The organism is Oceanivirga miroungae, from assembly GCF_902505095.1.
GTDB lineage: Bacteria > Fusobacteriota > Fusobacteriia > Fusobacteriales > Leptotrichiaceae > Oceanivirga > Oceanivirga miroungae.
This window is the reverse complement of record NZ_CABWIB010000001.1, coordinates 183363-210349: the sequence shown is the minus strand read 5'-3', so window position 1 is coordinate 210349 and position 26987 is coordinate 183363. Positions and strand designations below refer to the sequence as shown.

At 23.5% G+C, this 26987-nt stretch carries 33 protein-coding genes; 9 read left to right on the top strand and 24 right to left on the bottom strand.

The genetic code is table 11. From position 1 onward, the window contains the following. Positions 1–20: 20 nt before the first annotated feature. On the bottom strand, positions 21–1268 hold the full coding sequence (locus OMES3154_RS01245; RefSeq protein WP_156682976.1) for an IS256 family transposase: 1248 nt from the start codon (positions 1266–1268) through the stop codon (positions 21–23). Between the two features lie 522 nt (positions 1269–1790). After that, a complete protein-coding gene (gene cptIN / locus OMES3154_RS01240) occupies positions 1791–2264 on the bottom strand; it encodes a type III toxin-antitoxin system CptIN family toxin (RefSeq protein ID WP_156683015.1) in 474 nt (157 codons plus the stop codon). Between the two features lie 600 nt (positions 2265–2864). Here cptIN and OMES3154_RS06580 point away from each other — a divergent pair. Next, complete coding sequence (locus tag OMES3154_RS06580) at positions 2865–2993, top strand: hypothetical protein (protein WP_269432403.1); 129 nt, start codon at positions 2865–2867, stop codon at positions 2991–2993. A 220-nt stretch (positions 2994–3213) separates the two neighbouring features. On the opposite strand, the gene OMES3154_RS01235 is transcribed toward OMES3154_RS06580, so the two are convergent. From OMES3154_RS01235 to OMES3154_RS01210, 7 genes are all read right to left on the bottom strand, one after another. Further along, the gene (locus OMES3154_RS01235; protein WP_156683014.1) at positions 3214–3888 is read right to left on the bottom strand and encodes a DUF4357 domain-containing protein; all 675 of its coding nucleotides are present in this window, start codon (positions 3886–3888) and stop codon (positions 3214–3216) included. Between the two features lie 234 nt (positions 3889–4122). Next, a complete protein-coding gene (locus OMES3154_RS06670) occupies positions 4123–4455 on the bottom strand; it encodes a hypothetical protein (protein WP_231679241.1) in 333 nt (110 codons plus the stop codon). Beyond that, positions 4421–4867: a KilA-N domain-containing protein gene (locus OMES3154_RS06665; protein ID WP_231679280.1), complete on the bottom strand. Its 447-nt coding sequence runs from the start codon at positions 4865–4867 to the stop codon at positions 4421–4423. Before OMES3154_RS06665 ends, OMES3154_RS06670 begins: the two co-directional genes overlap by 35 nt. Before the next feature lie 283 nt (positions 4868–5150). Then, positions 5151–6011, bottom strand: coding sequence for a DNA damage-inducible protein D (dinD, locus tag OMES3154_RS01225; protein WP_156683013.1), 861 nt, complete (start codon positions 6009–6011; stop codon positions 5151–5153). 87 nt (positions 6012–6098) lie between these two features. Beyond that, positions 6099–6860 carry an IS21-like element helper ATPase IstB gene (gene istB / locus OMES3154_RS01220; RefSeq protein ID WP_269432402.1) on the bottom strand — a complete coding sequence of 254 codons (762 nt, stop codon included), beginning with the start codon at positions 6858–6860 and terminating at the stop codon, positions 6099–6101. An 81-nt stretch (positions 6861–6941) separates the two neighbouring features. Then, positions 6942–7871, bottom strand: coding sequence for a DDE-type integrase/transposase/recombinase (locus tag OMES3154_RS01215; RefSeq protein WP_156683012.1), 930 nt, complete (start codon positions 7869–7871; stop codon positions 6942–6944). A gap of 47 nt (positions 7872–7918) precedes the next feature. Beyond that, positions 7919–8092, bottom strand: a complete 174-nt coding sequence (locus tag OMES3154_RS01210) for a hypothetical protein (protein WP_156683011.1) — start codon at positions 8090–8092, stop codon at positions 7919–7921. A gap of 410 nt (positions 8093–8502) precedes the next feature. Here OMES3154_RS01210 and OMES3154_RS01205 point away from each other — a divergent pair, with 410 nt between their 5' ends. Further along, positions 8503–9675 carry an IS110 family RNA-guided transposase gene (locus OMES3154_RS01205; RefSeq protein ID WP_156683929.1) on the top strand — a complete coding sequence of 391 codons (1173 nt, stop codon included), beginning with the start codon at positions 8503–8505 and terminating at the stop codon, positions 9673–9675. Between the two features lie 765 nt (positions 9676–10440). Here the strand turns inward: OMES3154_RS01205 and OMES3154_RS01200 are convergent. From OMES3154_RS01200 to OMES3154_RS01175, 6 genes are all read right to left on the bottom strand, one after another. Next, entirely contained in the window at positions 10441–10944 is a 504-nt protein-coding gene (locus OMES3154_RS01200) for a PIN domain-containing protein (protein WP_331458794.1), read from the bottom strand. Positions 10945–11066: 122 nt separating this feature from the next. Then, positions 11067–11831 (bottom strand): restriction endonuclease, encoded by a 765-nt coding sequence (locus OMES3154_RS01195; RefSeq protein ID WP_156683009.1) that lies wholly within the window; start codon positions 11829–11831, stop codon positions 11067–11069. 246 nt (positions 11832–12077) lie between these two features. Next, the gene (locus OMES3154_RS01190; protein WP_156683008.1) at positions 12078–12824 is read right to left on the bottom strand and encodes an ABC transporter permease; all 747 of its coding nucleotides are present in this window, start codon (positions 12822–12824) and stop codon (positions 12078–12080) included. A gap of 3 nt (positions 12825–12827) precedes the next feature. Next, positions 12828–13547 (bottom strand): ABC transporter ATP-binding protein, encoded by a 720-nt coding sequence (locus tag OMES3154_RS01185; protein ID WP_156683007.1) that lies wholly within the window; start codon positions 13545–13547, stop codon positions 12828–12830. 690 nt (positions 13548–14237) lie between these two features. After that, entirely contained in the window at positions 14238–14687 is a 450-nt protein-coding gene (locus tag OMES3154_RS06425; protein ID WP_231679240.1) for a hypothetical protein, read from the bottom strand. Positions 14688–14924: 237 nt separating this feature from the next. Then, on the bottom strand, positions 14925–15953 hold the full coding sequence (locus OMES3154_RS01175; RefSeq protein ID WP_156683006.1) for a JAB domain-containing protein: 1029 nt from the start codon (positions 15951–15953) through the stop codon (positions 14925–14927). A gap of 208 nt (positions 15954–16161) precedes the next feature. On the opposite strand from OMES3154_RS01175, the gene OMES3154_RS01170 reads away from it, so the two are divergent. The 3 genes from OMES3154_RS01170 (at position 16162) to OMES3154_RS01160 (ending at position 18387) form a co-directional block, all read left to right on the top strand. Continuing rightward, a complete protein-coding gene (locus OMES3154_RS01170; protein ID WP_231679279.1) occupies positions 16162–16521 on the top strand; it encodes a tyrosine-type recombinase/integrase in 360 nt (119 codons plus the stop codon). Positions 16522–16864: 343 nt separating this feature from the next. Then, complete coding sequence (locus OMES3154_RS01165) at positions 16865–17527, top strand: transposase (RefSeq protein ID WP_156682977.1); 663 nt, start codon at positions 16865–16867, stop codon at positions 17525–17527. Next, on the top strand, positions 17455–18387 hold the full coding sequence (locus OMES3154_RS01160) for an IS3 family transposase (RefSeq protein WP_156682978.1): 933 nt from the start codon (positions 17455–17457) through the stop codon (positions 18385–18387). Before OMES3154_RS01165 ends, OMES3154_RS01160 begins: the two co-directional genes overlap by 73 nt. Here OMES3154_RS01160 and OMES3154_RS01155 read toward each other — a convergent pair whose 3' ends face one another. The 9 genes from OMES3154_RS01155 to OMES3154_RS01115 all read right to left on the bottom strand — a co-directional run bounded on the left by OMES3154_RS01155 (position 18388) and on the right by OMES3154_RS01115 (position 23338). Further along, positions 18388–18915: a hypothetical protein gene (locus tag OMES3154_RS01155; protein ID WP_156683004.1), complete on the bottom strand. Its 528-nt coding sequence runs from the start codon at positions 18913–18915 to the stop codon at positions 18388–18390. A 58-nt stretch (positions 18916–18973) separates the two neighbouring features. Beyond that, entirely contained in the window at positions 18974–19381 is a 408-nt protein-coding gene (locus tag OMES3154_RS01150) for a hypothetical protein (RefSeq protein ID WP_156683003.1), read from the bottom strand. Beyond that, the gene (locus OMES3154_RS01145) at positions 19374–20021 is read right to left on the bottom strand and encodes a hypothetical protein (RefSeq protein ID WP_156683002.1); all 648 of its coding nucleotides are present in this window, start codon (positions 20019–20021) and stop codon (positions 19374–19376) included. The genes OMES3154_RS01150 and OMES3154_RS01145 overlap by 8 nt, the downstream gene beginning before the upstream one ends. A 72-nt stretch (positions 20022–20093) precedes the next feature. Then, positions 20094–20630: a hypothetical protein gene (locus OMES3154_RS01140; RefSeq protein WP_156683001.1), complete on the bottom strand. Its 537-nt coding sequence runs from the start codon at positions 20628–20630 to the stop codon at positions 20094–20096. A gap of 69 nt (positions 20631–20699) precedes the next feature. Then, entirely contained in the window at positions 20700–22040 is a 1341-nt protein-coding gene (locus OMES3154_RS01135; RefSeq protein WP_156683000.1) for a MobA/MobL family protein, read from the bottom strand. 2 nt (positions 22041–22042) lie between these two features. Then, positions 22043–22402 carry a phospholipase D-like domain-containing protein gene (locus tag OMES3154_RS01130; RefSeq protein WP_156682999.1) on the bottom strand — a complete coding sequence of 120 codons (360 nt, stop codon included), beginning with the start codon at positions 22400–22402 and terminating at the stop codon, positions 22043–22045. Between the two features lie 13 nt (positions 22403–22415). Next, on the bottom strand, positions 22416–22628 hold the full coding sequence (locus tag OMES3154_RS01125) for a hypothetical protein (RefSeq protein WP_156682998.1): 213 nt from the start codon (positions 22626–22628) through the stop codon (positions 22416–22418). Between the two features lie 61 nt (positions 22629–22689). Then, positions 22690–23088, bottom strand: coding sequence for a phage replisome organizer N-terminal domain-containing protein (locus tag OMES3154_RS01120; protein ID WP_197271449.1), 399 nt, complete (start codon positions 23086–23088; stop codon positions 22690–22692). Further along, entirely contained in the window at positions 23072–23338 is a 267-nt protein-coding gene (locus tag OMES3154_RS01115; protein WP_156682996.1) for a hypothetical protein, read from the bottom strand. The genes OMES3154_RS01120 and OMES3154_RS01115 overlap by 17 nt, the downstream gene beginning before the upstream one ends. A 508-nt stretch (positions 23339–23846) precedes the next feature. Between OMES3154_RS01115 and OMES3154_RS01110 the strand changes: the two genes are divergently transcribed. The 4 genes from OMES3154_RS01110 to OMES3154_RS01095 all read left to right on the top strand — a co-directional run bounded on the left by OMES3154_RS01110 (position 23847) and on the right by OMES3154_RS01095 (position 26971). Continuing rightward, entirely contained in the window at positions 23847–24281 is a 435-nt protein-coding gene (locus OMES3154_RS01110) for a helix-turn-helix domain-containing protein (protein ID WP_156682995.1), read from the top strand. Positions 24282–24307: 26 nt separating this feature from the next. Continuing rightward, a complete protein-coding gene (locus tag OMES3154_RS01105; protein ID WP_156682994.1) occupies positions 24308–24742 on the top strand; it encodes an ImmA/IrrE family metallo-endopeptidase in 435 nt (144 codons plus the stop codon). A gap of 79 nt (positions 24743–24821) precedes the next feature. After that, positions 24822–25949 (top strand): tyrosine-type recombinase/integrase, encoded by a 1128-nt coding sequence (locus tag OMES3154_RS01100; protein ID WP_156682993.1) that lies wholly within the window; start codon positions 24822–24824, stop codon positions 25947–25949. Beyond that, positions 25949–26971: a tyrosine-type recombinase/integrase gene (locus tag OMES3154_RS01095; RefSeq protein ID WP_156682992.1), complete on the top strand. Its 1023-nt coding sequence runs from the start codon at positions 25949–25951 to the stop codon at positions 26969–26971. The genes OMES3154_RS01100 and OMES3154_RS01095 overlap by 1 nt, the downstream gene beginning before the upstream one ends. Positions 26972–26987 lie beyond the last annotated feature (16 nt).

The following is a 26987-nucleotide window of genomic DNA, read 5'->3' as shown; positions in this document are numbered from 1 at the left end:
TTTTTATACAGTTAAAAATTTTAAGATTCTAATCTTTCTCTTCCAAATATTGCTATCATTTCTAAATAGTATTTACCCCAATTTGATATTGGACTTCTCCATTTTTTAGTTATTTGTTCTGTTGATAAATATAGTGCTTTAAATAATGATTCTTTACTTGGAAATACTGTTCTTGATTTATTTAATCTCTTATATTGAGAATTTAGTGATTCTATTGCATTTGTTGTATATACAATCTTTCTAAATCCTTCGCTATATGAAAACATTGGTGCTATATTATCCCAATTATTATACCAGCCATCCATACATCCTTTATATTTACTATCCCATTTATCCTTTACAATATCTAAATTTTTTAATCCTTCTTCTTCTGTATTTGAATTATATATTGTTTTTAAATCTTTTGTAAATTCTTTAAGATCTTTATAACTTACATACTTTACTGTGTTTCTTATCATATGTACTATGCAGCCTTGCCAGTCTGTATTAGGATATACAGCCTCTATCGCTTCTTTAATACCTGTAAGCCTATCTGAACAAAGTACAAGTATATCTTTAACTCCACGAGCCTTTAATGTATTTAAAACTCCAAACCAAAATTTAGAACTTTCGCTATCTCCTATTTCTATTGAAAGTACATCTTTATACCCTTCTTTATCTATCCCCATTATTACATAGGCTGCTTTTTTACTTACTTTTCCTTCGTGTCTTACACTAAATACTGTAGCATCTATAAATATTACTGGATAAACACTATTTAATGGTCTTATTTTCCATTCTTCGGCTATAGGAAGAATTTTATCTGTTACTCTCGATACAAAAGTATCATCTACATCAAATCCGTACATTTCCTCTATTGTTTCAGATATATCTCTTGTTGAATTTCCTCTTGCATAAAGTTTTATTATTAAATCCTCAACTCTAGATATGTCTTTTTTCCTTTTTGGAACTATTACTGGTTCAAAAGTTGAGTTTCTATCTTGTGGAACTTCTACATCAAATTCTCCATATGAGCTTCTTACTTTTTTTGATCTATAACCATTACGATAATTATCTCTATTATCATCTTGTTTATTTTTTTCGTAACCAATATGTTCATCCATTTCAGATTCCATCATTTCTTTTAAAGTGTTTCCTAATAAATCTTTAAGTGCATCTTCTATATCTTTAACACTTGAAATATCATAATTATTAAGTAGTGCTTTTACTACTTCTCTTTTTCCTTCTGTAGGCACTATTTTATGTACCTCTTTTTTTGTTCTTCCCATAACAAAAATCCTCCTTGATATATTTAATTATATACCATAAGAGGATTTATTCAAATGTTATTTTTTTTATTTTCTAAATTACAGACTTTTTACAGCACTCTCACAACTCTGTAGTCCAATACTTTCAATAAGTTGTAGGTAATGTGTAGGTAAAATAATCATCTCTTTTTTAAAATTTTTTTTATTTAATTTTTTTGAAAAAATTTTTGTAATTCAACATCGTCTGACATTATTCAACATAAGATAATTATAACGTAAATACATTTTCAATTTATTTATCGTGTAATGCTTCATAATTTAATAATATCCATTTTAGTATTTCTTTCTCTTTTTCATTTACTTCTTATTGTTATTACTTCATATTCTCTGTTACTAAATTTTCTCTAAATGAGGAATCTTAAATTATCATTATTGGGTATTCTTATTTTATCATTTATATATTCTTATTCAATTCTCCGAATTCTTAATAAAATCATTTTTTTAAAAATGATAATATCCTCATTATTCTCAAGCTTTTCCTACTTAATATTTATTTTTTATAAATTTATAAATTTCATCAATATTTGAAAAAAATAAATTTATTTTTCTATTTTTAAGTGCAATAAGTGTTTTCAAATTAACTTCTAACTCTCTTTTTAAAAGTTTATGTACTTGGATTTCTTTTCCCTGTACTGTATGAATATGATCTAAGTATTTTGGTAATATTGGAAAAGCATTTTGTAATAAGAAAACACTTTTGTTTCCTGCAAATATTCCAATTACTATAGTATTACATTTACCATATTTCCCTTTTTTATTTTTAATAATTTTTTCATATTTTTTTACCTTTGAACTAATAGGTATCATCCATAAAATACTAGGGTCTTTCATATCTTTTATAGCATAATAATGTGGTCTATAATTTCCATTTTCTTTATTTTTCATTAAATACTTATCTGCTATATCATTAAAAAATTTATCTTTTATATGATAAGAATACCCTTCAATAATTTTCATTTTAATTCCTCCAAAAAAATCCCCTCACATTATATTAGAAAGGGGATTTACACACTATATTATTTTTACCCCACTTATATAGCAAGTGGCAAACATTAACAAACCGAATTATTTATATCCCACACCATCGGCAAGTGGAAATTTATAAATCTAATTACTTAATACCCCGTTATTAGAAAACGGCAAACATTTATTTTCGATATTATTATAACATGTTTTATTTTGAGCGTCAAATGAAAGTAATAATGTCTGTACTTTAAAGTTTTACTGTAAGTGGAAATTATAAATGTCCAAAATTGAAAAAAATTAAGTTTTATGCAGCATAGAAGAAATAAAATTTAAACTATGCTGTTTTTTCTTCCTTAAAATAAATTTCTTTTGATGATTTACCATTTAAAACTTTTCTTGGATAATTATTCATATAATTTTCAATTTCTATAATATCTTTTATAGTATATTTTTCTATTTTAGTACCCTACAGATTATTACACCATTCATATTTATTTAATATTACAGGACCATCATATAGAATAAAAGATAAATTGAAAATTAAACATAAAAGTGAGGAATCTTAAATTTTAAAAAGTGGGGAATCTTAAATTGACATTTATAGGAAGATCAGAAAGAATTAATACATCATTAAAGAGAATGAAAAAATTAGCATACGGTTTTAAAAATACAAAGAGAACATTCTTGTTAGTAAAACATAAGATTAATAAAATAGGATAAAGTGAAATAATAGTAATTTAAGATAAAAAGGCAGAACACATTAAAAATTGTGCTTTGCCCCTAAAAATCTTAAAGTACCTTTTTTTATTTTATCTTCCAATTTAATCACCCATAACCCTTTTTATCTATTATACCCTTAAATCTAATTTTTGCTAAAATAAAAGGGAGCTAATTCTAATGTTATTAGAAATAATTCCCTTATTTATTACCTGTTTTTTAATTAATCTTTATCATTCACATTTTTTCTATATTTTTGAATCGGATTCCCATCTAAATCCTTCCATTCTGTCCAACCATTATTAGATTTACCAATAACTATCCAACCTGCAGTTGAAGGGCTACTACATATTATATCTTCTTGTAAAACATTATTTTTCATTTTTGCTCTTTTAATAATTGATGGCATATGACCTTTACTAGGATTAGCACAAATGCTACCCTTTTTTAGTGTGAATACTCCATCTTCAACAAAAGCTTTTCCATTAATTTCTCCAAAGCCTCTTACTGTACGTTTTAGAATATATTCTCCATCTGGAATACATTTAATTTCTAATTCTTCTGTAGCTTCTTTAAATATTTCTTTTTTACTTTTATCAACTGGATAAATTTGTTTTCCATCTAATGACGAGAATAAAGATTTTGCAATTTCAAGATCTAAAGCAAATAGTTCAGATTCACCAATTCTACTCTTACTAAATATATTATGAATTAATTTTTCCTTAGCATCATATCCTTCTACCTCTATAGCAAACTCTCTTTTTAATCCAGTTGTATTAGCATATCCATTATTTTCTAGGTGCTTCATTCTATTTTCAAATTGATCTGTTTTAGTCTTTCCAATTTTTATAAGCCCTTTAATAACAGTAGTCATTATATATATTATTCCTTTTTCCATAATTTATCCTCTTTCAAATACTGGTACTGTAAAGTATACAGTACTTTTTATATGTATATATTTTAATTTATATATTGATTTCATTGGGTTATACCACTTTTTTAAAAAAATTGTGATACCTCCCATTTTCCTGTATAATTGAATCGCTAAACACAACCAAGAAAGGGTGATATCACGTGTCAATTATAGCAAATTTTACTAACAATATTCAAGAACTTATTTATTCAAATATTATTATTTATTATCAAGTCTTTTAATACTTCTATTATTTAATTCTTCAAGCGATAGTAATTGTGATCTAGCTTGATTTCTTATCTCTATCATTCTATTTTTTTGACTTATATTTTTTTCTATCATTATTGCATTATAATTTTCCATATTTGCCAAAACAAGCAACTCATTTATACTTAAGTAATCTCTTAAATTACCTTTTAAATTTGGATTTTCTTTTCTCCATTCTTTTGCTATTTTATTAAATATTACAACATTTAACATATCAGCTTCATTTGCATATTTACAAGATAATTGTTCATTAGTTAATTCTTCTGTTAAATATTTTTTTTGCATCTGTATGTATTTTATAATTTATTTTTGAAATTTCTCTATGTAAATTCCAAGTTAATGATAATTTTGAATTTTCATCTAATTTAAGTCTCTTATAATCTTGCATTAAATATAATTTAAATTCTGCAGAAATCCAAGAAGCAAATTCTAATGCTATATCACTATGAGCATAAGTCCCTCCATATCTACCACTTTTGGAAATTATACCTATAGCATTTGTTGAATCTACCCATTTTGTAGGCGTCATAGTGAATCTATTTAGTCCTGATTCATTTCTAAACGTATCGAATTGCACACGGTTAAAATTCGGATTATTTATTATTTCCCAAAGTCCAATGAACTCTAATGTATTTCTATTCCTTAGCCAATTTTGAATTACAAATCTAGGATCATCTTCATTTTTATACTTAGCAATATCAGTAAGGCTTATAAAATCATTTTCAAAATCTTTTGTATATACTTCAACTTCAAATCAATTTAGAATTTTTATATACATATTTTCACCTATACTTTTTTGTAATTTATCTTTCAATATATACTTATCTAAAATCATATAATTTATATCTTAAATTTATTTATATAACATTACCTAATCAACTTTATGGATTTTACTTAAGAAACAGTTTAATTTCTACCCTTTCCTATAGCAGTGATTGAATAAATATATATCCTATATAAAAATAGTTCCTTTCTAATTTTTATTCATCTAACATTAATTGCCCTTTTTTGGATTTATCTTTCAAACGTTTCAATTGCTCTTTTTCTATTTCTTTTATACTCTTAGTTGGTGTGGGTAAATCTTCGGGCATTGTTCCACCAATTTTTTCAATTGCTTTTCTTACTTCTGCTCCTACTGAATAATGTATATTAGTAGCATCTTTAGCATTAGATATATTGTCTTTTCTTAATTTTTCTTCTGTTTGAGATATTCTAAATAAATTTGCAATTAACTCTGTACTTCCCATGTAATCTAATATTTTTTGTTTGGCAGTTAATCCTTTTCTTTCATGTATATCTTCAACATCTAAACCCCCATATAATCCCATATATCCTGCATTTTGAAAAATTGCAAATTCATCATTTGTTATTACTCCTGCTTCATGAGCAGTCTCAACAAGGAGTTGATTCCATTGTTTAATGTCTCCACGAATAACTAATCTTTTTCTATCTTCAGTTAATTCATTAAAGTGATCTGCTACTTCTTGTCTATATGTTTGTATTGCAAAATATGTTTGACCTAATGCTATAACTTCCTTTCTTGGATCACCATTTTGAACTATTAAATAACATGCATATCTTGTAAGACTATAATCCTTAATTTTTTTCGTTGAAACTCCTGTTTTTACAATTTTGCTGACCTCAGCAAAATTGTCAGAAACATTACGACCACTATTCTCACATGATAATATTGCTCTTCCTATAACCTTCTCAAAATTTCTCCACTGTGTATATTCTAAAACTTCTGAAAGATCTCTTGCACTCCAAAATTCTACGCCATCTTCTCCAATTTGTTTTATTTCTTCAAAGCTTTTATACTCTTTAGCTACTAAACTTGCCATTCTAACTCCTTTTCCACTATAGATTTGTTAATTGTAAATGTCAATATAAAAATGAAATGTTTTTAACATTTTTGGCAATATAAAATGTTAATCTTTTACAACGTGATTTTTTAATCTATAAGAGTTTCCTGATATACTTACTACATGAGCATGATGTAGTATTCTATCCAATATTGCACTTGCTAACATTTCGTCTCTAAATATCTCATTCCATTTTGAAAAATGTATATTTGTTGTTATTATTGTGCTTTTTTCTTCATATCTCATATCTATTAATTGGAAAAGCAATTTACTATCTTCTTTATCTATCGGTAAATATCCTACTTCATCTATTATTAATAGTTTATATCTACTATAATTTTTTAATTTCTTTTCCAAAACATTTTCTAACTTAGCTTTCTTTAAATTTTGTATTAAATCATTACATTTGATAAAATATGTTTTTATTCCTTTTTCTGCAGCACTAATACCTATTGATACCGATAAATGAGTTTTACCAACACCACTGTTACCGTAAAAAACAATATTTTCTTTATTTTCAATAAATGCAAGTGATTCAAATTCTAAAAGTTTATTTTTATTTAAATCAGGCTGAAAGTTAAAATCAAAATCAGTTAATCTTTTTTTATGAGGGAAAGCTCCTATTTTAACCATTGTGTCTTTTCTTTTTAAATTAGAGAATTCTATTTGTAAATTTGTTAATTCAAGCATTGAATCAACTATAGATACTTTATTTTCAATTATTTTATCTTGCACAGTTTTAAAGTTTGTTATCATACTATTTAATTTGAGTACTTCAAAATTATTCATAAGTTTTTGATAATTAGTCATATTTATCATTCCTTCCATTTGTTGTTAAACGTATTGTCTTTTATTATTTGTTGATTAAATATATTCAAGTTATTTTTTGCCATTTCCTTTAATTTAGAATCATTTATTTAATTTAGAATCATTTAAAGGTAAATTTGTAGCTTTAGATAAGGCATTTTGATAAAATTCTTGTGAATAATTAAAAATTTTATCAGAAATCAAATGACTTACAAATTTATTTGTGCTATACTTAATTATCAGGTAATTTCCGAATATGGAAACATTACATTTTTTATTAATGTAATTGTTATCAACTGAGTAATTATTGTTTTCGTATTTAATCATACCTGACTTATCAATTATACGCTCAAAATTTTGAGGTAAATATGATTTAAGAAGTTCTTCGTTTAAAGCAGGAAGGGCTTCTTTTTCTTTATTTAAATTTAAAGTTGGCACTTTTTGATAATTAGAATGAAATTTGTAATTTTCTCTAGTTTCTATTTTTTCTATTTGTTTTACTAAAGAATCAAAATCTAAATCACCACTATATGCATAAAGATCATCAAGAACTTTCATTTGCGACTCAACCTTTCCTTTGGTTTGTGGTCTTCTAGCAACGCAAGGTTTAATTTCAAAGCCCATATCTTTAGCAAAAGCACTTAGTTTTGGATTAACTTTACCTTCATTTTTAGAAGTTCTAGCTTCAATCATAATAGCTTTAGCATTATCAAATAGAATTTCTTTAGGTACACAACCTGCTTTTTCAAACATCATAGCAAGGGCTTGTATAACTGATTCAGTAGTTAAATCTGGCATTAGAACGTATAACCTAAATCTTGAGTAAGAGAATAAAAGACATGCAATATATACGCTCATCTCTTTACCATCTATCATTTTAATTTTAACGGATTCTTTGAAATCAAATTGTGCTTGTTGTCCAGGTTCTGTTTCGAACCTAACAACAGCTCTTGAGGAGTATTTATTATTACCGTGTTTAGATATTTTAAAAAGGTCTAAAACATCTTTATTATTATTAACCCAATATTTCATAGTACTTTCTTTAAATGAAGTTTCACATATATTATTTACTACTTCAGTTAATATTCTAATAATTTTACAATTTCACTTTTATATTGATCTATCATAGATGGCTTGTTTCTAGTTTCTTTTAATGGTATATTTTTAATTCTTTTATTTAAAGTATTATAGGATATTTTCAAGTCTCTACAAAGTTTAGCTTTATTTATTTTTACATTATTTATATTAATCACCTCACCTAATTTTACTATTTCATCATAAGATTCAATAGGACAATTAATTTTATTATTATCTATTTTAATCTAAATATATACAGTTTTATTAAATTTTCCTTTATACATATTACCTTAACTCCTTGTATAATATAGTTATCTAAAATTAGATAATCTATATGTTAAATTTTATTTATATAATATTGTTTATATATTGTTTTATATATATAATATACTTAATTAGATAGAGTGACATCGTTTACTCCTTGTAGCTTGACTTCGTTTATTAAGAGTGATGCCTCTTCTGATAAAGTGTTTACGAATTAGTTAGATGTTGACATATTAGTGTACTTCGCATTTAGAACAAGGTAGTGACTTTTATCAGCCTTTGAGGACTTCTATCTATAAATATATTAATGGTAGGTGATTTTATGTTTTATTTAGGTATTGATATTGCTAAAAATACTCATGTTGCTTCATTGCTTGATGATAATGGTAATACAATCTTTAAAGCTCATTCTTTTTCCAATTCTATTAAAGGTACTGATTCTTTAATTGAAAAATTAGAAAAATATTCAATAAATGATATTCTAGTAGGTATGGAAGCTACTGGTCATTATTGGCTATCAGTATATTCATATCTAATAGAAAAAGGTTTTAATATTATTGTAATTAACCCTATTCAAACTGATGGTTGGCGTCGTGCTACTGAAATCAGAAAACGTAAAACAGATATTATCGATTCTATTATGATTGCTGATTTTATTAGATACGGCAATTTTGAAACAACTTCACTTGCTGATGAAAAATACTTAAATCTACGTAATATGACTAGATTTAGACATTATTTAATTGAGCAAACAAGTGATTTAAAAAGAAAAATTATAGCTAACTTAGATCAAGTATTCCCTGAATATTCATCACATTTTAGTGATATTTTTGGACAAACTTCTAAAGAAATACTTCTTAATTTTAATACTGCAGAAGACTTTAAAAAACTTAAAGCAAACGATTTTAAAAAAGTATTGAAAAATGTTACTCTTAAAAATTCTGCGAAAGTAAAATTAAACAATCTAAAAAAAGCAGCTAAAACTTCCTTTGGTATTAATTTTGCTCTTGATTCTTACTCTATTCAAATTAAATGTTTAATTGAACAAATTAAAGTTATTGAAGAACAAATTGATCTTCTTGAATCTGAAATAGAGTCAATAGTCAAAGACCTAAATACTCCAATTCTAACAATTCCTGGTATAGGACCTGTAACAGGTGCTACCATACTTGCAGAATTAGGTGATATTAACAAATTTTCTAGTGATAAGAAAATTGTTGCTTATGCTGGTTTAGATTCAACTGTTACCCAATCAGGAGAATCTAACGGTACAAATGGACATTTAAGTAAACGTGGCTCAACACACCTAAGAAAAGCCTTATTTCAAGCTGCATTTATTGCATGTACTAACGATACTGTTTTCAAAGAGTTTTATGATAAAAAACGTTCTGAAGGTAAACATCATTTAGTAGCTGTTAATGCTGTTGCTCGTAAAATGTGCCATATTATTTATGCTGTTCTAAAAAAGAATGAACCTTATGTAGAACTAAAATAAATATTTCAAAAAATTCTATATTAGTATAGTTATTTTTGTTGTGCATAAATTTTAAGATAATTATTTAAATTTTATTATTGACTTTTAATAGTTAGTCTTATTAGTTTATTAAAGTAATATTATACAATATATTTCATTTTTATATTAACAAAATGTTATTAAAACCTTTCACTTTTATATTAACAAAAACATTAATTAATATTTTCTGATATTTTCATTATTAATTTTATTCTTTATTTTTATCTAAAGAGTATTCTATAGTTTTAAAAAACTAAATATACAATCATAATCTCACTTTCTTTTATAGCCTTATTATACCATTGAAATACCTTAAGTTCAATTTTTGATTATGGAAATAGAAATTAGAAATGTCCAAAACAACTTTATCTAAAACTATACATAAAACAAAAGCCCTATAAACTTTTGGTTTATAAGGCTTATTCTTATTATACAAAATAATATATTTCTGTAATAAATCGTAGAAAAAACTATCTCTTTGACTGGAAAGATTACTCTGTAACCCAATACTTTCAACAAGTTGTAGGCAACGTGTAGGCAATCTCATTTAAGTTTTTTTAATTTTTTTTATTTTTTATTTAATTTTTTTTGAAAAAATTTTTAAAAATTTTTGTGATTCAACATCGTCTGACGTTATTCAACGTAAGATAATCATAACTCTTTAAATTGTATATATCTTTAATTCTCCTTCTACAAAACTTATATATATTTTAACATTTTTAAAGTTTTTTTCAAATTATCAAAGATTTACTTTTTATTTTTTTCTTTTTCCCATTCGTTAGATAAAAAAACACTAAACTTATTTTTATCAACTAAAGATGCAAAATCTTTGTCATCACTTATAAAATATAAATTATTCTCTACAGGAATTTTTTTTAATAAATATACCCAATTTATTGCATCTCCATAACTTTTATCCTTCCCTGGAGGATTCCCTAAATCAAACCTTCTAATTGCTTTATCAATTATATAATCATCGATAACTTCTATTCTATCACTATCAAAAAAATTTAGTAAAATTTCATCAACTGGTATTTTAAAATTATTAATTTCCAACTTAACCTTTTCCGTTATGTTTTTCATTTTTTCTTCTAATTCATTAGATATTTTTTTTATTTCAAAATATTCATTTTCGTAACTTTTTATAAAATTAGGAAATTGGATTTTTTGGTATTTAAATTTTGACAATGCATCATTTATTTTAGATTCTCTATTTCTATAAAATTCATTATACACTTGACTTGTTATTATTAACTTTATTTTTTAGAATATAATTCTTTTATTTTTTTAAATTGTTCTAAATCATTTGAAGATAAATGATATAAAGATAACCATATATTTGTATCTATAAATAAACCCCCTATTTTATAATTTTATATATATGTTCCCCAATAAGGTGGGATTTGAATTTTTTCAAATTCTCTTTTTATTTTATATAATTTTGAATAATCAACTTTAAATCCATCATCTAGTAACGATTTTATGTACTCATCAAATTTCTGCCTTTCTTCTGTATACATTAATTCAGTAATAGTTAAACTTAAAGATAATTTTGGAATACATTTTTTATGACCCCATAAAATTTTTATTTCTTTTTCATCATAATTAATATCAAATCCAATTTCAGATGAATATCTCATATTAACTTCTAATATATTACCATGGCACCCTTCACATAATAATTCAGCATTACTAAATATTTCACCAAACTCTTTTGAAAGTTTATGAGGTTCTTCAAAATATTTTTCTAAAACATCTGCTGGCATTTTTTTCATATAATCATAAATATTTGAACCGTTTAAATAGTTAATTTGCCTATTATTGGAATTCATACTATTAATTCTATCGTGTAAACCTTGTGATACATTTGATGAATAAAATCCTAAGAAAACATTACAATCATGTTGTTCCATTCTATCTATTATATTAATCTCATCTTTTAAACCAACAGATTTAGAATATCTTTTACAACTAACCAAAATTTTATCACCATCTTTTTCTATAATTAAATCTTTACCTCCATCTTGACCTACTGCTGCTCTTGACAATATTTTATATCCAAAATTACTAAAAAAATCTTCTGCAAATAATTCCCAATCATTCGGATCTATTTTTAAAAATAAATCATTTATTTCCATACAAATCTCCTCTTATTATCACTTCATACCTCCTATTAATATAGTTTACTTTCATTTGTTTTCCATCTATTATTTTAGCAATAATTAATTAATCATCATTATAACATAAAGTATAAATCTTGATCCTACATCTGCTACATTTAATATTACTTTTTCTTATCTATTACTAATATTTATTTTTCTAAATCTATACTTTTTAAAATTCTTTTCATTTTTTTATCTAGTTTACTGGTATATGTTCTTATATTAAAAATTATCTATATTTCTATCATATTTATATGATATATAACAAAATAATAATATTGTAATTGTAATATAAATTAAACTTGTTTTTGTTTCAAATAAATTTCCTTTCCAAGAAGCCCTCATAATTTGATTTAAATGATATAATGGATTTATAATTGGTGCAATCTTTTGAAGAAATATAGGCATCATTTTTAAAGGAAATGCATTATCACCTAACATCATAAGTGGATAAAATGTAATAATTATTAAACTCATCGCTTGTTTCCCATTAGAACATAATGAAAATATTACAAATCCTGCTGCGACAGCAAATATATTAGCTATTATAAAGGATATTATAAATTGTATCCAATATGATGTTAAAGATACCTTATATAAATACTTTGATAATATTAATATTTCTATTACCCCAATTGTACATAATATAAATGATTTTATAATCATAGATTTATAAATATCCTTCATACTAAATGGAGTCACTTTTAACCTTTTATATATACCTGAAGCTTTATCTTCAACCATTCTATAACCAATCATAAAGGTAGCTACAATATATATAACTGTTGTGAAATATCCTGGTATATATACTGCAAAATAATCCTTACTATTTGATAAATTTCCAGAAAAAACTGATGCAAATATTGCAAACATCACTGCAGGAAAGAAAAACGAGAAAACGATTTGTAATGGTTCTCTAAAAAATAATTTTATTTCTATCTTTAAATACGCTAAAATTGATTTATTCATATATTATAACTCCTCTCCCATTGCATAATAAAAATATGCATCTTCTAAAGTTTTTGCTTTAACTACAGAATTTATTAAATTAATAGGCTTATCTTTTTTTACTATATTCCCATTTTTTATTATAATTACTTCATCACAATATTTTTGCACTTCATCCATATAATGTGATGATAATATAATTGTTTTATTTTCTTTTTTAAACTTAAGTATTGATTTCCATAAAGCTCTCCTTGCATCTGGATCTAAACCTGTAGTTGGTTCATCTAAAAAAATAATTTCAGGATTATTTATTATTGCTAAACCTAATAAAGTCCTTTGTTTTAATCCACCAGATAAATTTTTGAATTTTACATTTATATATTTACCTAAATTTACAATTTCTATAACTTCTTCAACATTTAATGAAAATGGGTATAAATCATGAAAAAAATTAAATAATTCAATAATTTTAGCATCTTTATATACACATTGTTCTTGTAATAAAACCCCTATATTATTTTTAACTTTTTTAGAATTATTTTTAAAATCAATTCCTAGTAATTCTATTTTCCCTTTTGTTGGTTTTCTTATTCCCATCATCATTTCTAACAAAGTTGTTTTCCCTGCACCATTTGCACCAACTATCCCAACAATATCACCTTTTTTTATATTAAAAGACAAATTATTTATTGCACAAAAATCCCCATATATTTTTGTAACATTTTTTAATCTAATCGAGTCCATTTTATTTCTCCTTGTATAATTAATTATAAAACATATTTAACGAGCATATTATTATAAAAACATATACTCCTCATTAAATTTATACCTCTCATTTTTTAAAAAATCAAATATTTTTATTTGCAGATTTAAATTTGATTTGCACCACTTACACATTAAAATTTGATTTTTTTCTACTAATAATTTATAATCTAATCACAAGTTGTTTTCTTTAAAACAACTTCATGATATTTACATTCCTTTAACGATAATTTGTTTAATAAAGACTTATTAAAATTTTCAATAAACATTTAGTTAGGGGTTTTATTATTATACTTTTCTTTTTTCAAACTATTTATATTACTTACAACATCATACAATTCATTTTGTGATACATTTTCAAAACTTGTACCTTTAGGATATACTCTTCTAACTAATCTATGTATATTCTCTATAAATGGTTTTTGTGTTGGTGTTCCTGCGTCACAATAAAATATTTTTCTTCTATGTTTTTCATTTTCTTGTTCCTCTATTTCTAATTTTTATCAATGAAAAAACAGTAAATCTTTTTCAAATTTACTGTTCTTGTATTATCTTTTATTAAATTGTTAGTCCAAGAAACTTGAAGTTATTATTCAATCAACTTACTCGCCAGCTTGTATACTTGTTTTATTTCTTTACTTTCTAGATACCAACTATCAAGTTCAATTTTTATCAACTCTGGGAATTTCTTACATATTCGCTTTCATCTTCTTTTAAGTTTATAATTCTTTCAATAGCTTCATTCGGATTTTCCTTGAAATAAGGTCTACTTGTCCATATTCTCAAACCCTTTGTAACTGATCTTCTTGTATTTGGATTGCTATTTTGTAAACATTCATCAATAATCAAAAGTGCATTTTCATATCCTATTTTCTTACAAAATTCATCAAATGCCTTTGCTAATACTTTTTGAACTCTACAATTATCGTCTTTAGAAACTTCATCTCTCATAAATATTAAAATTTCTTCATCTGATGATAAATATCCAAAGAGAAATATGCTATACATTCTAACTTGATATACATTGGACTTATAATCTAAAAATGCCAATTTTTTTTCTATGCTCATTATTATTAGATTTATAATCAACAAAGGCTCTTTTTTCTTGCAATTTAAAGCCATTTTCTATCAAAGAGAATTCTTTTTCTAAACTCAAAATATATTCTTTCAAATGAACCATCTCTTTCAGTTTCAAATTTTTCTATATAAATATTCACTAACATTATATATTTTTTTATATAATATTTCAATTTAGTGATTCATATCAGACTTTAACATGCAAAATCTTATTAAATACTATGATTTATAATTTCGATAATATTGTTTTGTTTTACTACAAATCAATTAATTCATTTATTTTCACCTTTCTTTATCAATCACTATTCCATCTATGAAATTTCTACTTCTTGGAAATATTTCATAATTTCTTTCTGTTATTTCTTCTAATTCATTTTCTTTATTACTTTTATATATTTTATTAAAATTTATTTCATCTATCTCTTTAGATAATTTATTTATGCCGTTTTTACTAATTATTAAATGGTCTACTAATCCAATGTTTAAATTACTTAATGCTTTCGCAACTTTAAATGTCATAGAAATATCATGATCTGAACTTTTTAAATTACCAGATGGATGATTATGATGCATAACTACATTTTTTACTCCTTGTGTATTTATAATGTCTTTAACAACTTCTCTCATATATACATACGCTTTATCTAATGTACCTACAAAAGGTTCTGTATATTTTATTACCTTATTATTTTTATCAAGCATAATCAATCCAAATACTTCTCTATCTATATTTTGATATTTAAGTTGTAAATTTTTTTCTATAGATTCATTATCTAAAATAAAATAAGAACCCTCAATATTTCTATTAACAATTTCTTCTAAAAGATTACTCATTTTATATTCTTTAGATTTAATTTCTATATTTTCTTTTTTTACATCTAATTCATCTATTTCAAAATATTCTCTTGATTCCTCTACATAACATTTATATTTATCATTTACCTTTTCAAATGATATTCTATCTAAAACATTTATCTCTGCTACTTCTAAGACACTATATAATTTACTAAGTTTTTTTTTATTATTATAAATAGCAAAACAATTATTAGCATGTTTATTTAATAAATCTTTTAAAATTCTTTTATAACTTCTTGTATCATTATTATATTGCTTTATATATAAAGGGGTATTATCATTACTTACCCCTATTATAGTTAAATCTTTTTCAGGATTAAATTTATCCCTAGCATACTCCATAAATTTATTTGAACTATTAATTTGAATCACATCTTCTTTTTTATAATAAAGAGACTTTTTTGCTTCAGAAATTATCTTTTCAATATCTTCATTTTTTAAATTATATTTATCCAACTAATCACCTAATTCTTTTTCTATACTCTTATCTTTTTTTACTTTTTCTAGGCTTCTTGGTTTCCAACATATTTCATATAGTGTTTTTTCAGATATCTTTTTTGGCTCATCACAGGCATACCATTCTCCTCCATCAAATACATATACATATTCTTGCCATGAATTTATTTCTGATAAAGAAAATATAGATTTAGAAAAAAGAATATTAATTGGTGGTGGAAAAACTGAAGCTGGTACAGATAGATATATAGCAATTAGTAATAAAATACTACCTCTTATTAAAAATAGAATAGGTGATATGAAAAAAGGAAAATTAGTATTAATAAATAACAAAGAAATTAAATACAGTAAGTTAAATGAAATATTTGGTAATATAATGCTATCACTTGGTCTTAATCATTTACCACACGATACAAGACATACTTTTGCAACACTACTATCAAATGCTGATGCAAATACAGCATCTATAAGAAAAATGATGGGACATAGTTCTTATGAAATAACAGAAAAGATATATACACATAAAGAAATAACAGAATTTATAAATGCTGTAGATCTATTGGAATAGTCGTTAAAACGGCTATTTTTATTTTATAAAATTTATCCATTTCTGTAACTCATTTGTAGGGAATTTGTAGGGAATTTGCAGGGAATTTGCAGGGAATTTGTAGGGAATTTGTAGGCAACACCATCATTTTTGAAAATTATATGTTTTACTAATAATAAAAAAATTTACAATCTTTTAAAAACTAAAAAAATGAGAGTGCTGTAAAAAGTCTGTAATTTAGAAAATAAAAAAAATAACATTTGAATAAATCCTCTTATGGTATATAATTAAATAAGAACATGTCCCGATAAACTAGACACAAAAATGAGAGAAATTTTGTGAAAGGTAAGGTGCATGTTTTTTTATGGGTAGAAAAGCAAAATTAAGTAAAGAAGAAAAAATACAATTATGTAAAGATAGAGAAAAAGGAATGAAACTAAGTGAATTGGCTATTAAATATGATGTTAATAGCACTACTGTAAAACAATGTATTAATCTATATAAAAAACATGGTTGTTCTGTATTTGAAGAAAAGGTAAGAAATTCTACATACACTAAGGAATTTAAACAAAAAATTTTATGTGAATATTTATCTGGTAAAAGTAAAAATGAGATAATCATAGAATATAATATTAATAAAACTGTTTTAAATAATTGTATAAAATTGTATAATAGTAATAAAGAACTTACGGATTATGATCCAAAAGGAGAATTTTATACTATGAAATCTAAAAAATATACTAAACAAGAAAAATATAATATAACTAAAGAATGCATTGAAAATAATAAAAACTATAAAGAAATTTGCAAGAAATATTATGTTAGTTATCCTACAATTTATCGTTGGGTAAATAATTTTGAGAAGAGTTTAGAAGATAAACTAAAAGATAATAATACTAGTGTTGAAGCTAAACACGAAATCCTTCTTAAATTAAAAGATATTGAAATTGAAAGATTAAAGGCAGAATTAGAAATATTAAAAAAAAACGAAGAAATTATGGACGAGTTAGAAAAAATGGGAAGATAAGTAAATGTTTAACAATAGAGGCATTGAAGCATAAATATGATATTAAGTATATGTGTGAAGTACTAGAATTAAATAGATCAACTTATTACAACTTTTTAAAGTATAATGCTAAAGATGAAAAAGATAAGGAATTAAAAGAAACTATTAAGCAAATAGATAAAGAAGTCTTTTCTACATACGGAAGAAATAGAATGACTATAGAAGTAAATAAAAGACTAAATTCAAACTATAATTCTAAAAAAATTAGAAGAATTATGAAAGAGTTAAATATAGAATGTGTAATAAGGGTTAAAAAGAAAAGATTTAAGAAAACAGCTGCTGAATATACAGCAGAGAATTTAATGAATAGAGATTTTACAGTAGAAGCAGAAAATCAAAAATGGTCTACTGATGTAACTGAGGTAAAAACAGCGGAAGGAAAGATATATATAAGTGGAATAATTGATATACATTCAAAAAAATTATTGGGTTATTCAATTAGAAATACAAATGATAATGAATTAGTATTTACTAACTTAAAAGATGTTATAGAAAAAGAAAATATAGATATAGATAATAATAATTTGATGATACAAACTGATAGAGGATATCAATATACTTCATATGGATTTAAACATATTAGAGGAAATATTAAGCATAGTATGTCAAGACCAGGTCACTGTCCTGATAATTCTCCTATTGAAAGTTTTTGGGGAATATTTAAGTCAGAATTTGTGTATAATCCAATATGTAAAGAATATTTTAAAACTAAGGAGCTAGCAATTAAAGAGATTGAAAACTATTTTAAATTTTATAATGAAACTAGAATAACATTAAAGGGAACTACTCCTAATATTATTAGAAATAATTCCCTTATATAATTAATAAATTTGATTTTTCACTTTTGTGTCTAGTTTATTGGTACATGTTCTTTCCCTAAAATATAGAAGAATTTTTTTTATTATTTTTTCACAATTTTTTTTATCTTTTAATTCACTTATTTTTTTTATTTCATCAGAAGATAAAACTTTATCTAAATTAGGTAAATTTATTAAACATTGTACTTGCTTAATTATATTTTCTAAATTTTTCTTATATTCTAAAAATATTATTTTATATTCATCTTTTAATTCTTTTATATCTTTTATTTTTTTTATTTTGTCTAAATATGTACTATAATAATTTCCTTTAAAAAAATTATATATGAATTTTAAATCTTTTTCTATCTTATAATTATATTTATAAACAATATCATTATTTAAATCTTGAAAATATAAATCTAGCATAAATATATCTATGTTATTCTCTAATTTAAACTCATATATTTTTTTTATTAATTTTTCATTACCTAATTCTATACTTTTAATAATATTCCAATCAAATATTATTTTAATTTTATTTTTCTCCAAAACTTAACTCCTTTCACTATAATTTTTTAATAAAAAATAGAGTTTATAACTCTACTTTTTATTTAAAACACTTTTTATTAATTTTTAAAAATTCTGTTTCATTAACATTTTCTATTTTTATTGAACTCTTCATTTTGGAATTTAATTCTTCATATAAATCTTGGCTAATATCTCCTCTTGATTTTGTTTTTAAAGAAATAGGTATAACAATATTATCAATTATAAACAACTTATCTAAATCTATTATTGAAGGTCTTAAAAATGGATTTCTATTAATGTCATTATTTTCTATATGATAATTTACAAATTTTTTTAATACTTTTGCCTTATTTGTTTGAACTTTTAATAATTTTTTATTTTTATTTAAAGCTTTATAACAAATATACATGTGTGCCTTAACTGCTAAATTTGAATTAATGCTAGGAAAAGGCATATAAAGAGTAACAACATCTTTTTCTTTAATCAACTAATAATACCCCCTCTTCACTCATATCGATATAAACAGGGTTATCAAGATCTTCAACATTACTTAATTTTTCTAATGTTTGATAATGTTCTCGTTTAAAATTAGAAAAAATATTTTTATCTATTAAAAATCTTTTATCCAATATATTTATTACTTCATAATTGCTAACATCCATACATCCACTTTTTATTTGTTCTAACATTTTTTTATCATTAATTGTTATATCTCTTTCATATATAGGAATTTGTTTAACTCCCATTTTTATTTCTTTTTCTTTACATTTCCACATATCTAATTGATGAGTTAAATACGACAAATCATTATCATTTAATGTTTCAATTAAAAATCTAGATTTTACTAAATTATCATTACTATCTAAATTACTATCTGAATTAATAGATCTAATTCTATTAAATAATTCTTCTCTATTATAAACATAATCACCATATACATTGCTGTATACTGGACCATTTTCATAAGCTTTTAATCCTTTTATATTATATGTTTTATTATCAACCATATTAAACATTTCATAAAAATATAAAAATTTTTCTAATTGTAAATGTGTGTATTGAGTTATATCCTTTTTAGTATTTAACCAACTTAGAATTTCTAAATGTCTATTACTTGAATTAAGCATATCAATATCACCTCCTAAAAGTCACAATATTATATAATATATATTTATAAATTGCAATTAAAATTTATATATTTAGTTGTTTTTTCTCACTTTATTCTCTTTAATTACTTTATCTAAATATGGTTTTATATTTTTATTCAATAATGACCATATATATTTTTCTTGATTTTCTGTTGGTTGATTTCTCTTATTAAACATATTAATTAAAAAATCTCTATTTTTTTCAGCATTATCATTATTACCAAAGCATCCCTTATCATAAAAATAATTTATTAATCTTCTTGAAAAGAATTCTGAGTCTAACAAAACTTTTCCAGTTCTACTGTATTCTGAAGTCAATCTAAGTAATTGTTCATACAATGATATATCCTCATTCATATCTTCACGTGCAAATTTTCTTATGCAACTACTTCCGATTGGATATAAAATATTTTTGTTATACCTATTCACTATTTTATATAAATACCTTATCCCTTTTTTACCACAAACACATTCGGATTCACATTCTTCATCATCATAGAATCCAATAATATTCCATTCATGAACAGCTAAATACCATTCTTTATTATTAGACATATTTATAACTGTACTAATTAATTCATATTCCATAATTGGCATCTCCTTTTGTATTTTATCTAATAACATTATACCTTGAAAAATATCAAGTTCAAAATAATTTTATAATTCTAAATCAACAGAAAAATTATCATCTAAATTAATATATCTATACTCATCTAAATCTATATATCCTTCTGGTAAATAATTATTTTCTTTAGATTTTATTCTTTCTAATCTTTTAATATCATACATAATTCTTTTCAAATTAATTTTTTGATTTCTTTGATCCATTTTATTAATTTCTTTTAACTTATTAATATTTTTACTCTTTTTAGTTTTATAATAAAGCTTTTCTAATGAATAAATAGGTTTATCTTCCATTTTCTTTTCTAAAGCAATTAATGAAGCTTCTATTATTTTTAAATTTTCTTTTTCTTCATTAATTTTTTTTAAATATTTTACTCTCATACTTAAAACTAATTTATCTACATTATATTCATTTTCTATTGCTTTTAATTTCACTTTATTTTCTTTTTTTCTTTCATTTAATAATTTAAAATATTCTCCCTTAGATACTTGATTATATGCAATTTTAACTAGTCTATTTGATTTAGATTTTTTATCAAGTTTTTCAATTTCGTTTAGTATTTTTTCTTTTTTACTTATTAAACTTTCAAAATCTTTATATCCCTGTTTTATATTTTCATCTATAAGTCTTAATATCCTAATTTTATTAACTACCTTATATCTTTCTTCTGAAATATCTTTAGATTCTTTTAATTCATCATATAATTCTTTTTTTGATTTATCTCTAATATTTATTTTCTTTCTTGGATTTCTATTAAATGTTTTTGCTTTTTCATAATCTTTATTTTTTATAGCCTCTTCTTTTTGTTCTTCTAAAGTTTTACATGAAACAACATCTAATCCTTTTTCTAAAAGCTTTTCATTTAATATATCCTCCCATAATTTTCTTATTTCTAATAAATAATTATTTGTATTTATAAATCTATTTTTTTTTACACCTCCTAACATAGGATTTTTAGAATTATGCCTTACAAAAAACATATTTTCATTTCTTTTAATCCCATCTAATTCTCTATCACAAAACATTATGTGTGCATGAGGTTGAATTCCTTTAGGATTATGTATTGCATAATTATATACAAATTTATTCTTAAAAACCATCCTAGTAAATTTTTCTGTAAGCTCTATATTTTCCTTATCAGAAAATTCCTTTGGTAAGGATATTTCAAATTCTTTATAAATTCTTGCATTGGCTCTTTTATTTTTTACAGCCGATTCCCAAAAATGCTCTATATTTTTAAATTCAGTAGGAAGGTTACCTTCTCCTATTGAAACTAAATCCTTCCTTGCACTATATTTTTCTTTTCTGTTTATATAAGATAAATGAGATATTGGAGTATAGCCATTTTTTAAATGTAATCTATAAATAGCCAAGTTTAAGCCTCACTTAATTTATAAATAGCATATATATTAGTTGATGTTTCTGCTGATTCTATAACTTCGCCTTCAATATCATTTCCTGTTGGCTCACCATAATTTTCACCTTTTTTTACATCTACAAATACATATTTATGATTCATATACATATCAAGTTTAAACATTTTATCTACACCCATATCAAATCCTATTTTTCTCATTTTTAACATATCTATTAGTCTTTCCTTAGACTGTGTTTTATCTTTTTTTAATTTTGTTACTATTCTACTCCATTCTTCATAATTTTGAGAATAACTTTTTATCTTTCTAGCAAAAAAATATACATTATCATCTTCAACTACAAACTTAAATTCAAACAAATATCCCACTCTCCTATCTATCCATCTTGTCCTTAATTCTTTTGTTTCCTATAGCTACTACTATATTTTTTTTAGTTTTTCTTTCAACCAATACTGGCAGCTTATATTTCAACTCTTTTAATTCATCTTGTTCCATTTCTTCTTCTAATACTATATTTATATCAGTATTTTTACTTTTTATTAAATTATATATTTTATCATATTTACTACAGTATAATATAAACATATCTCCTCCTTATTTTGTTAAAGAATATCTTTATCTTTATCTTTCTCTACGTTACATTTAGTTACATAGTGTTACATAAAGATATTTCTTTTTTATTTTGCCTATGTTTTCTAACTCTTTCAGCAGATTCTGATTCACTGCCAATACTACTAACTACTTCTAATAATGTGATGCTCTCGTTTTCACTATTTGTATTAATTTCAATTACATTTGTTTCTTCAAGTATATTAAATAATTGTTTTAATACCCCTACATCACAGTCAATACTAAGTGCTATTTCATCATAAAAATCATAATTTGTAATTTTATTAATAACTCCTTCTGTTTTTATATATCGCACTTGTAACATTATGTACGTTATTAACAATTCATAAGAATTTTCTTCTTTTAAAATTTTTTTTGTAGATATTCTATCAAAAAAATCATCTTGCAATTTTAGCCATTTATATCTCTTCGCCAATTTTGCACCACTCTTTTTCACTATAAAAACCTTTTGAATATAATTTTTTTCTTAAATCTACTATGTCTATTTTTTTATCTAAATATTCTTCTAATTTACTTAAATAAATATAATAAGTAAATCTATTTGATTTTCCACCTTTTAGGCATATTCCTATAGGTAATAGTTCTCTTTGAAGTTCTATTCTTACAAATTGTTCTGTTGAGTTAAGAATATATGCTGTTTCTTTAACACTTATTCTTGTATTCAAGAATTTCACCTCCTTTAAAAGATGAAACTCTTTGAGTATTCACTTTATACTGTTCTTTATTTTTATATAATTTAATTTGAGTATATTTTAAAATTCCTAAGATTACGTGGGAAATTTGTTGGACTAATCTTATAATTTTATATCTACTCAAGATAAATCTTAAGCTATTCTCCTTTCTTAAATTTATAGAATTTTCTTTTAAAATTTGTTTTATCATATATCCTCCGTTTTATTAAACGTCAAAAATATGCAAATCAATAAAAGATTTTTTGAAACTCCTAAATAAATAAATCCACATTAAATAAAACGCCAATCAAATTTAAAACTTCAATATTTACAAGGGTAAAATAAAAATTTTATCACTTAGATATTTTTAGTATACTTTTATTTTTTTTTATTGTCAACAGAAAATTTTACTATCAGTAAAAAAATACCTTGCAATTTTATCTTATTATGTTATAATAATATTGCAAGGAATATTTAAAATTATAATTAAGGCAGGTAAATTATGGAAAATAAAATTAAACAACTTAGAGAAAAACGAGGTCTAACACTGTATGATTTAGAAAATAAAACAGGTATAGGCTATAATTCTCTTTGGAAATATGAAAATGGTAAAAATAAGGCTATTCCATTAGATAATCTAATAAAAATAGCTGAAGTTTTAGACTATTCTACAGATGAACTGTTAGGACATAAAAATAAAAATGATTCTAACTCTATAAGAAAAATTTATACAGATGACGAATTAATTAAGTTTTTTTCATTAAATAGAGAAGAAATAATTGAATTAGAACAATTAAAAAAAATGGCTAAAATGCCTACTCTTCTATTTGAAGCTGGAGATATTAGTGAAAAAGATGCTGAAGATTTAGAATCTGTTCTTCAAAATATATTTATAACTTCTATTAAGAGAAGGAGAAAAAAAGAAGCTAATAAATAATATGAATAGATAGTGAGTTGATTTTAATGACAAAAAAACAAATTGACAATTTGATTGATAAACTTATTATAGAAAATGGGACTGTAAATCCAATTGATATTATCAAGAGGAATAATATACAGGTTATTTACCACTTTGATTCATTTAAAGGTGTTTGTGTTAAAATACCAGGAGATTGTACCTATATATCTATTAGAGAGAATTTAGATACTTTAGATAAATTTTTTACACTAGCACATGAACTTTATCATGCACTCATTGATTTCAAAAATGATTATCCATATCAAATTAAACCTTTTTCACAAGAAAGTTGTGTGAGTGAAACTAGAGCTAATTATTTTGCTTATAAATTATTATTAAAGCAAGATGAAAACATATTAGAAGATTTTTATAATGAAAATCCTAATATTGAAAAAAATATTGAAAAAATAATAAATAACCTCGCAAATAGAGGATTATAAAATATTGCAGAACGCAATTAAAAAACGTTGAGATCGAATATTCATGTGTATTAAACTATAAATTTAGGAGTGAAAGAAAATGAGAAATCCCAACGGTTATGGAACAATAACAAAACTAAGTGGGAATAGAAGAAATCCTTATGCCGCTAGAACCGAAAAAATTCTAGTAAATAATACCTTCTATTCTTTTTATATAGATTATTTTTCTACTAAAAGTGAAGCAAAAACATGTTTAGAAAAATATAATACGGATATAAATTACAGAAACTCAATTATCCAAAAAAATTTAGATAAATTAAAAACTCATAAAACAGAATTAACTCAAGTTAAAAAATTAAATAAAGAATTAAAATTTGACATTAGTTCTACTGTTGAAGAGGTTTTTGAAAATTACAAAAAATATAAATTTTCTACTTTAGCCGAAAAAACACAAAAAAGCTATTTATCTTCATATAATGCAATAATAAGTATGAAAGATATGATTTTTTCTGAATTATCAGTTAATGATATTATTACAGAATTTAAAAAACAAAAACTAACATATAGTGTTTCTCTAAAATGTAGAGCACTTTTAAAACAAATGTATGATTTATGTATTTTAGAAGGTTTATTAAAAGTTAATTATGCTGAATTAATATCTTTTGATAAAAATAAATTTGAAGATACTAGAAGAAAAATTAAGTTATTTACTAAATCTGAAATTGATTTAATCTGGAGTAAAAAAGATAGTATACCTTTCTTAAAAGTGATCCTTATAATGCTCTATACTGGAATAAGAACAACTGAATTATTAAATTTAAAAAATCATCATATTGATTTAGAAAATAGAACAATGAGAATTGAAGTTTCAAAAACCGAAAGTGGAGAAAATAGATTAGTTCCTATATCAAAAAAAATTCTCCCTCTAGTTAAGGATATTATGAATGAAAATGAATATTTTATATCTAATAATAGAAATAAAAAAATGAAAAATGATAATTTTGTAAGAGATCATTTTAAAAAATCTTTATTTTTTATAGGATTAGAACATAATCCTCATGAAACCAGACATACATTTATATCTATGATTAATAGATTAGATATTAATGATGCATTGTTATCAAAAATTGTAGGTCATAAATCTAGTTTAATAACAATAAACACTTATACTCATAAAGAAATATCTGATTTAATAAGTGCTATAGATAAGTTGGATGGTGAAATTTAATGAGAGGAATAAATGGAAAAGGCTCAATATATACTTTAGCAGGAAATAGAAGAAAAAAATTTGCAGTTAGGGTTACTATCGGATATGATGAAGATGGTAAGCCTATAAGAGAGTATTTAGGATATTTTGAAACTAAAATTGAAGCTAAGGACTACTTAGATAAATATAATTTAGAACATCCATATACTCCTAAGTTAATAACAAAACTAAAATATTTATTTGAAGAATTTATAAAGTACAAAAAAGATAGCATATCTAAATCTACTTTAGATTCATATAAATACAGTTTTAATTATCTAAAAGAATTTCATAATTCCAGGCTAGAGGATTTAACATTTATGCAGCTTCAAAATATTTTAAATAATTGTGATAAATCATATTCTACAAAAAAACAAATAAAAAATGTTATTTCACATTTATATAAATTTGCATTAATAAATCAAATTAATGTTTTAGATAATTCTAGGCTATTAAATATTGGTAAAAATATAAAATCCAATAAAAGAAAAGCATTTAAAAAAGAAGAAATACAATTACTTTTTGATAATTTAGGAATAATTGAAAATATAGATTTAGTAATCATTATGATTTATACAGGTTTAAGGTCTACTGAATTTTTAAATATTGAAATTGAAAATATAGATTTAGAAAAAAGAATATTAATTGGTGGTGGAAAAACTAAGGCTGGAACAGATAGATATATAGCAATCAGTAATAAAATACTCCCTCTTATTAAAAACAGAATAGGTGATAGAGAAAAAGGAAAATTAGTATTAATAAATAACAAAGAAATCAAATATAGTAAGTTAAATGAAATATTTGGTAATATAATGCTATCACTTGGTCTTAATCATTTACCACATGATACAAGACATACTTTTGCAACACTACTATCAAATGCTGATGCAAATACAGCATCTATAAGAAAAATGATGGGACATAGTTCTTATGAAATAACAGAAAAGATCTATACACATAAAGAAATAACAGAATTTATAAATGCAGTAGATTTACTAGAATAGTCGTTAAAACGGCTAT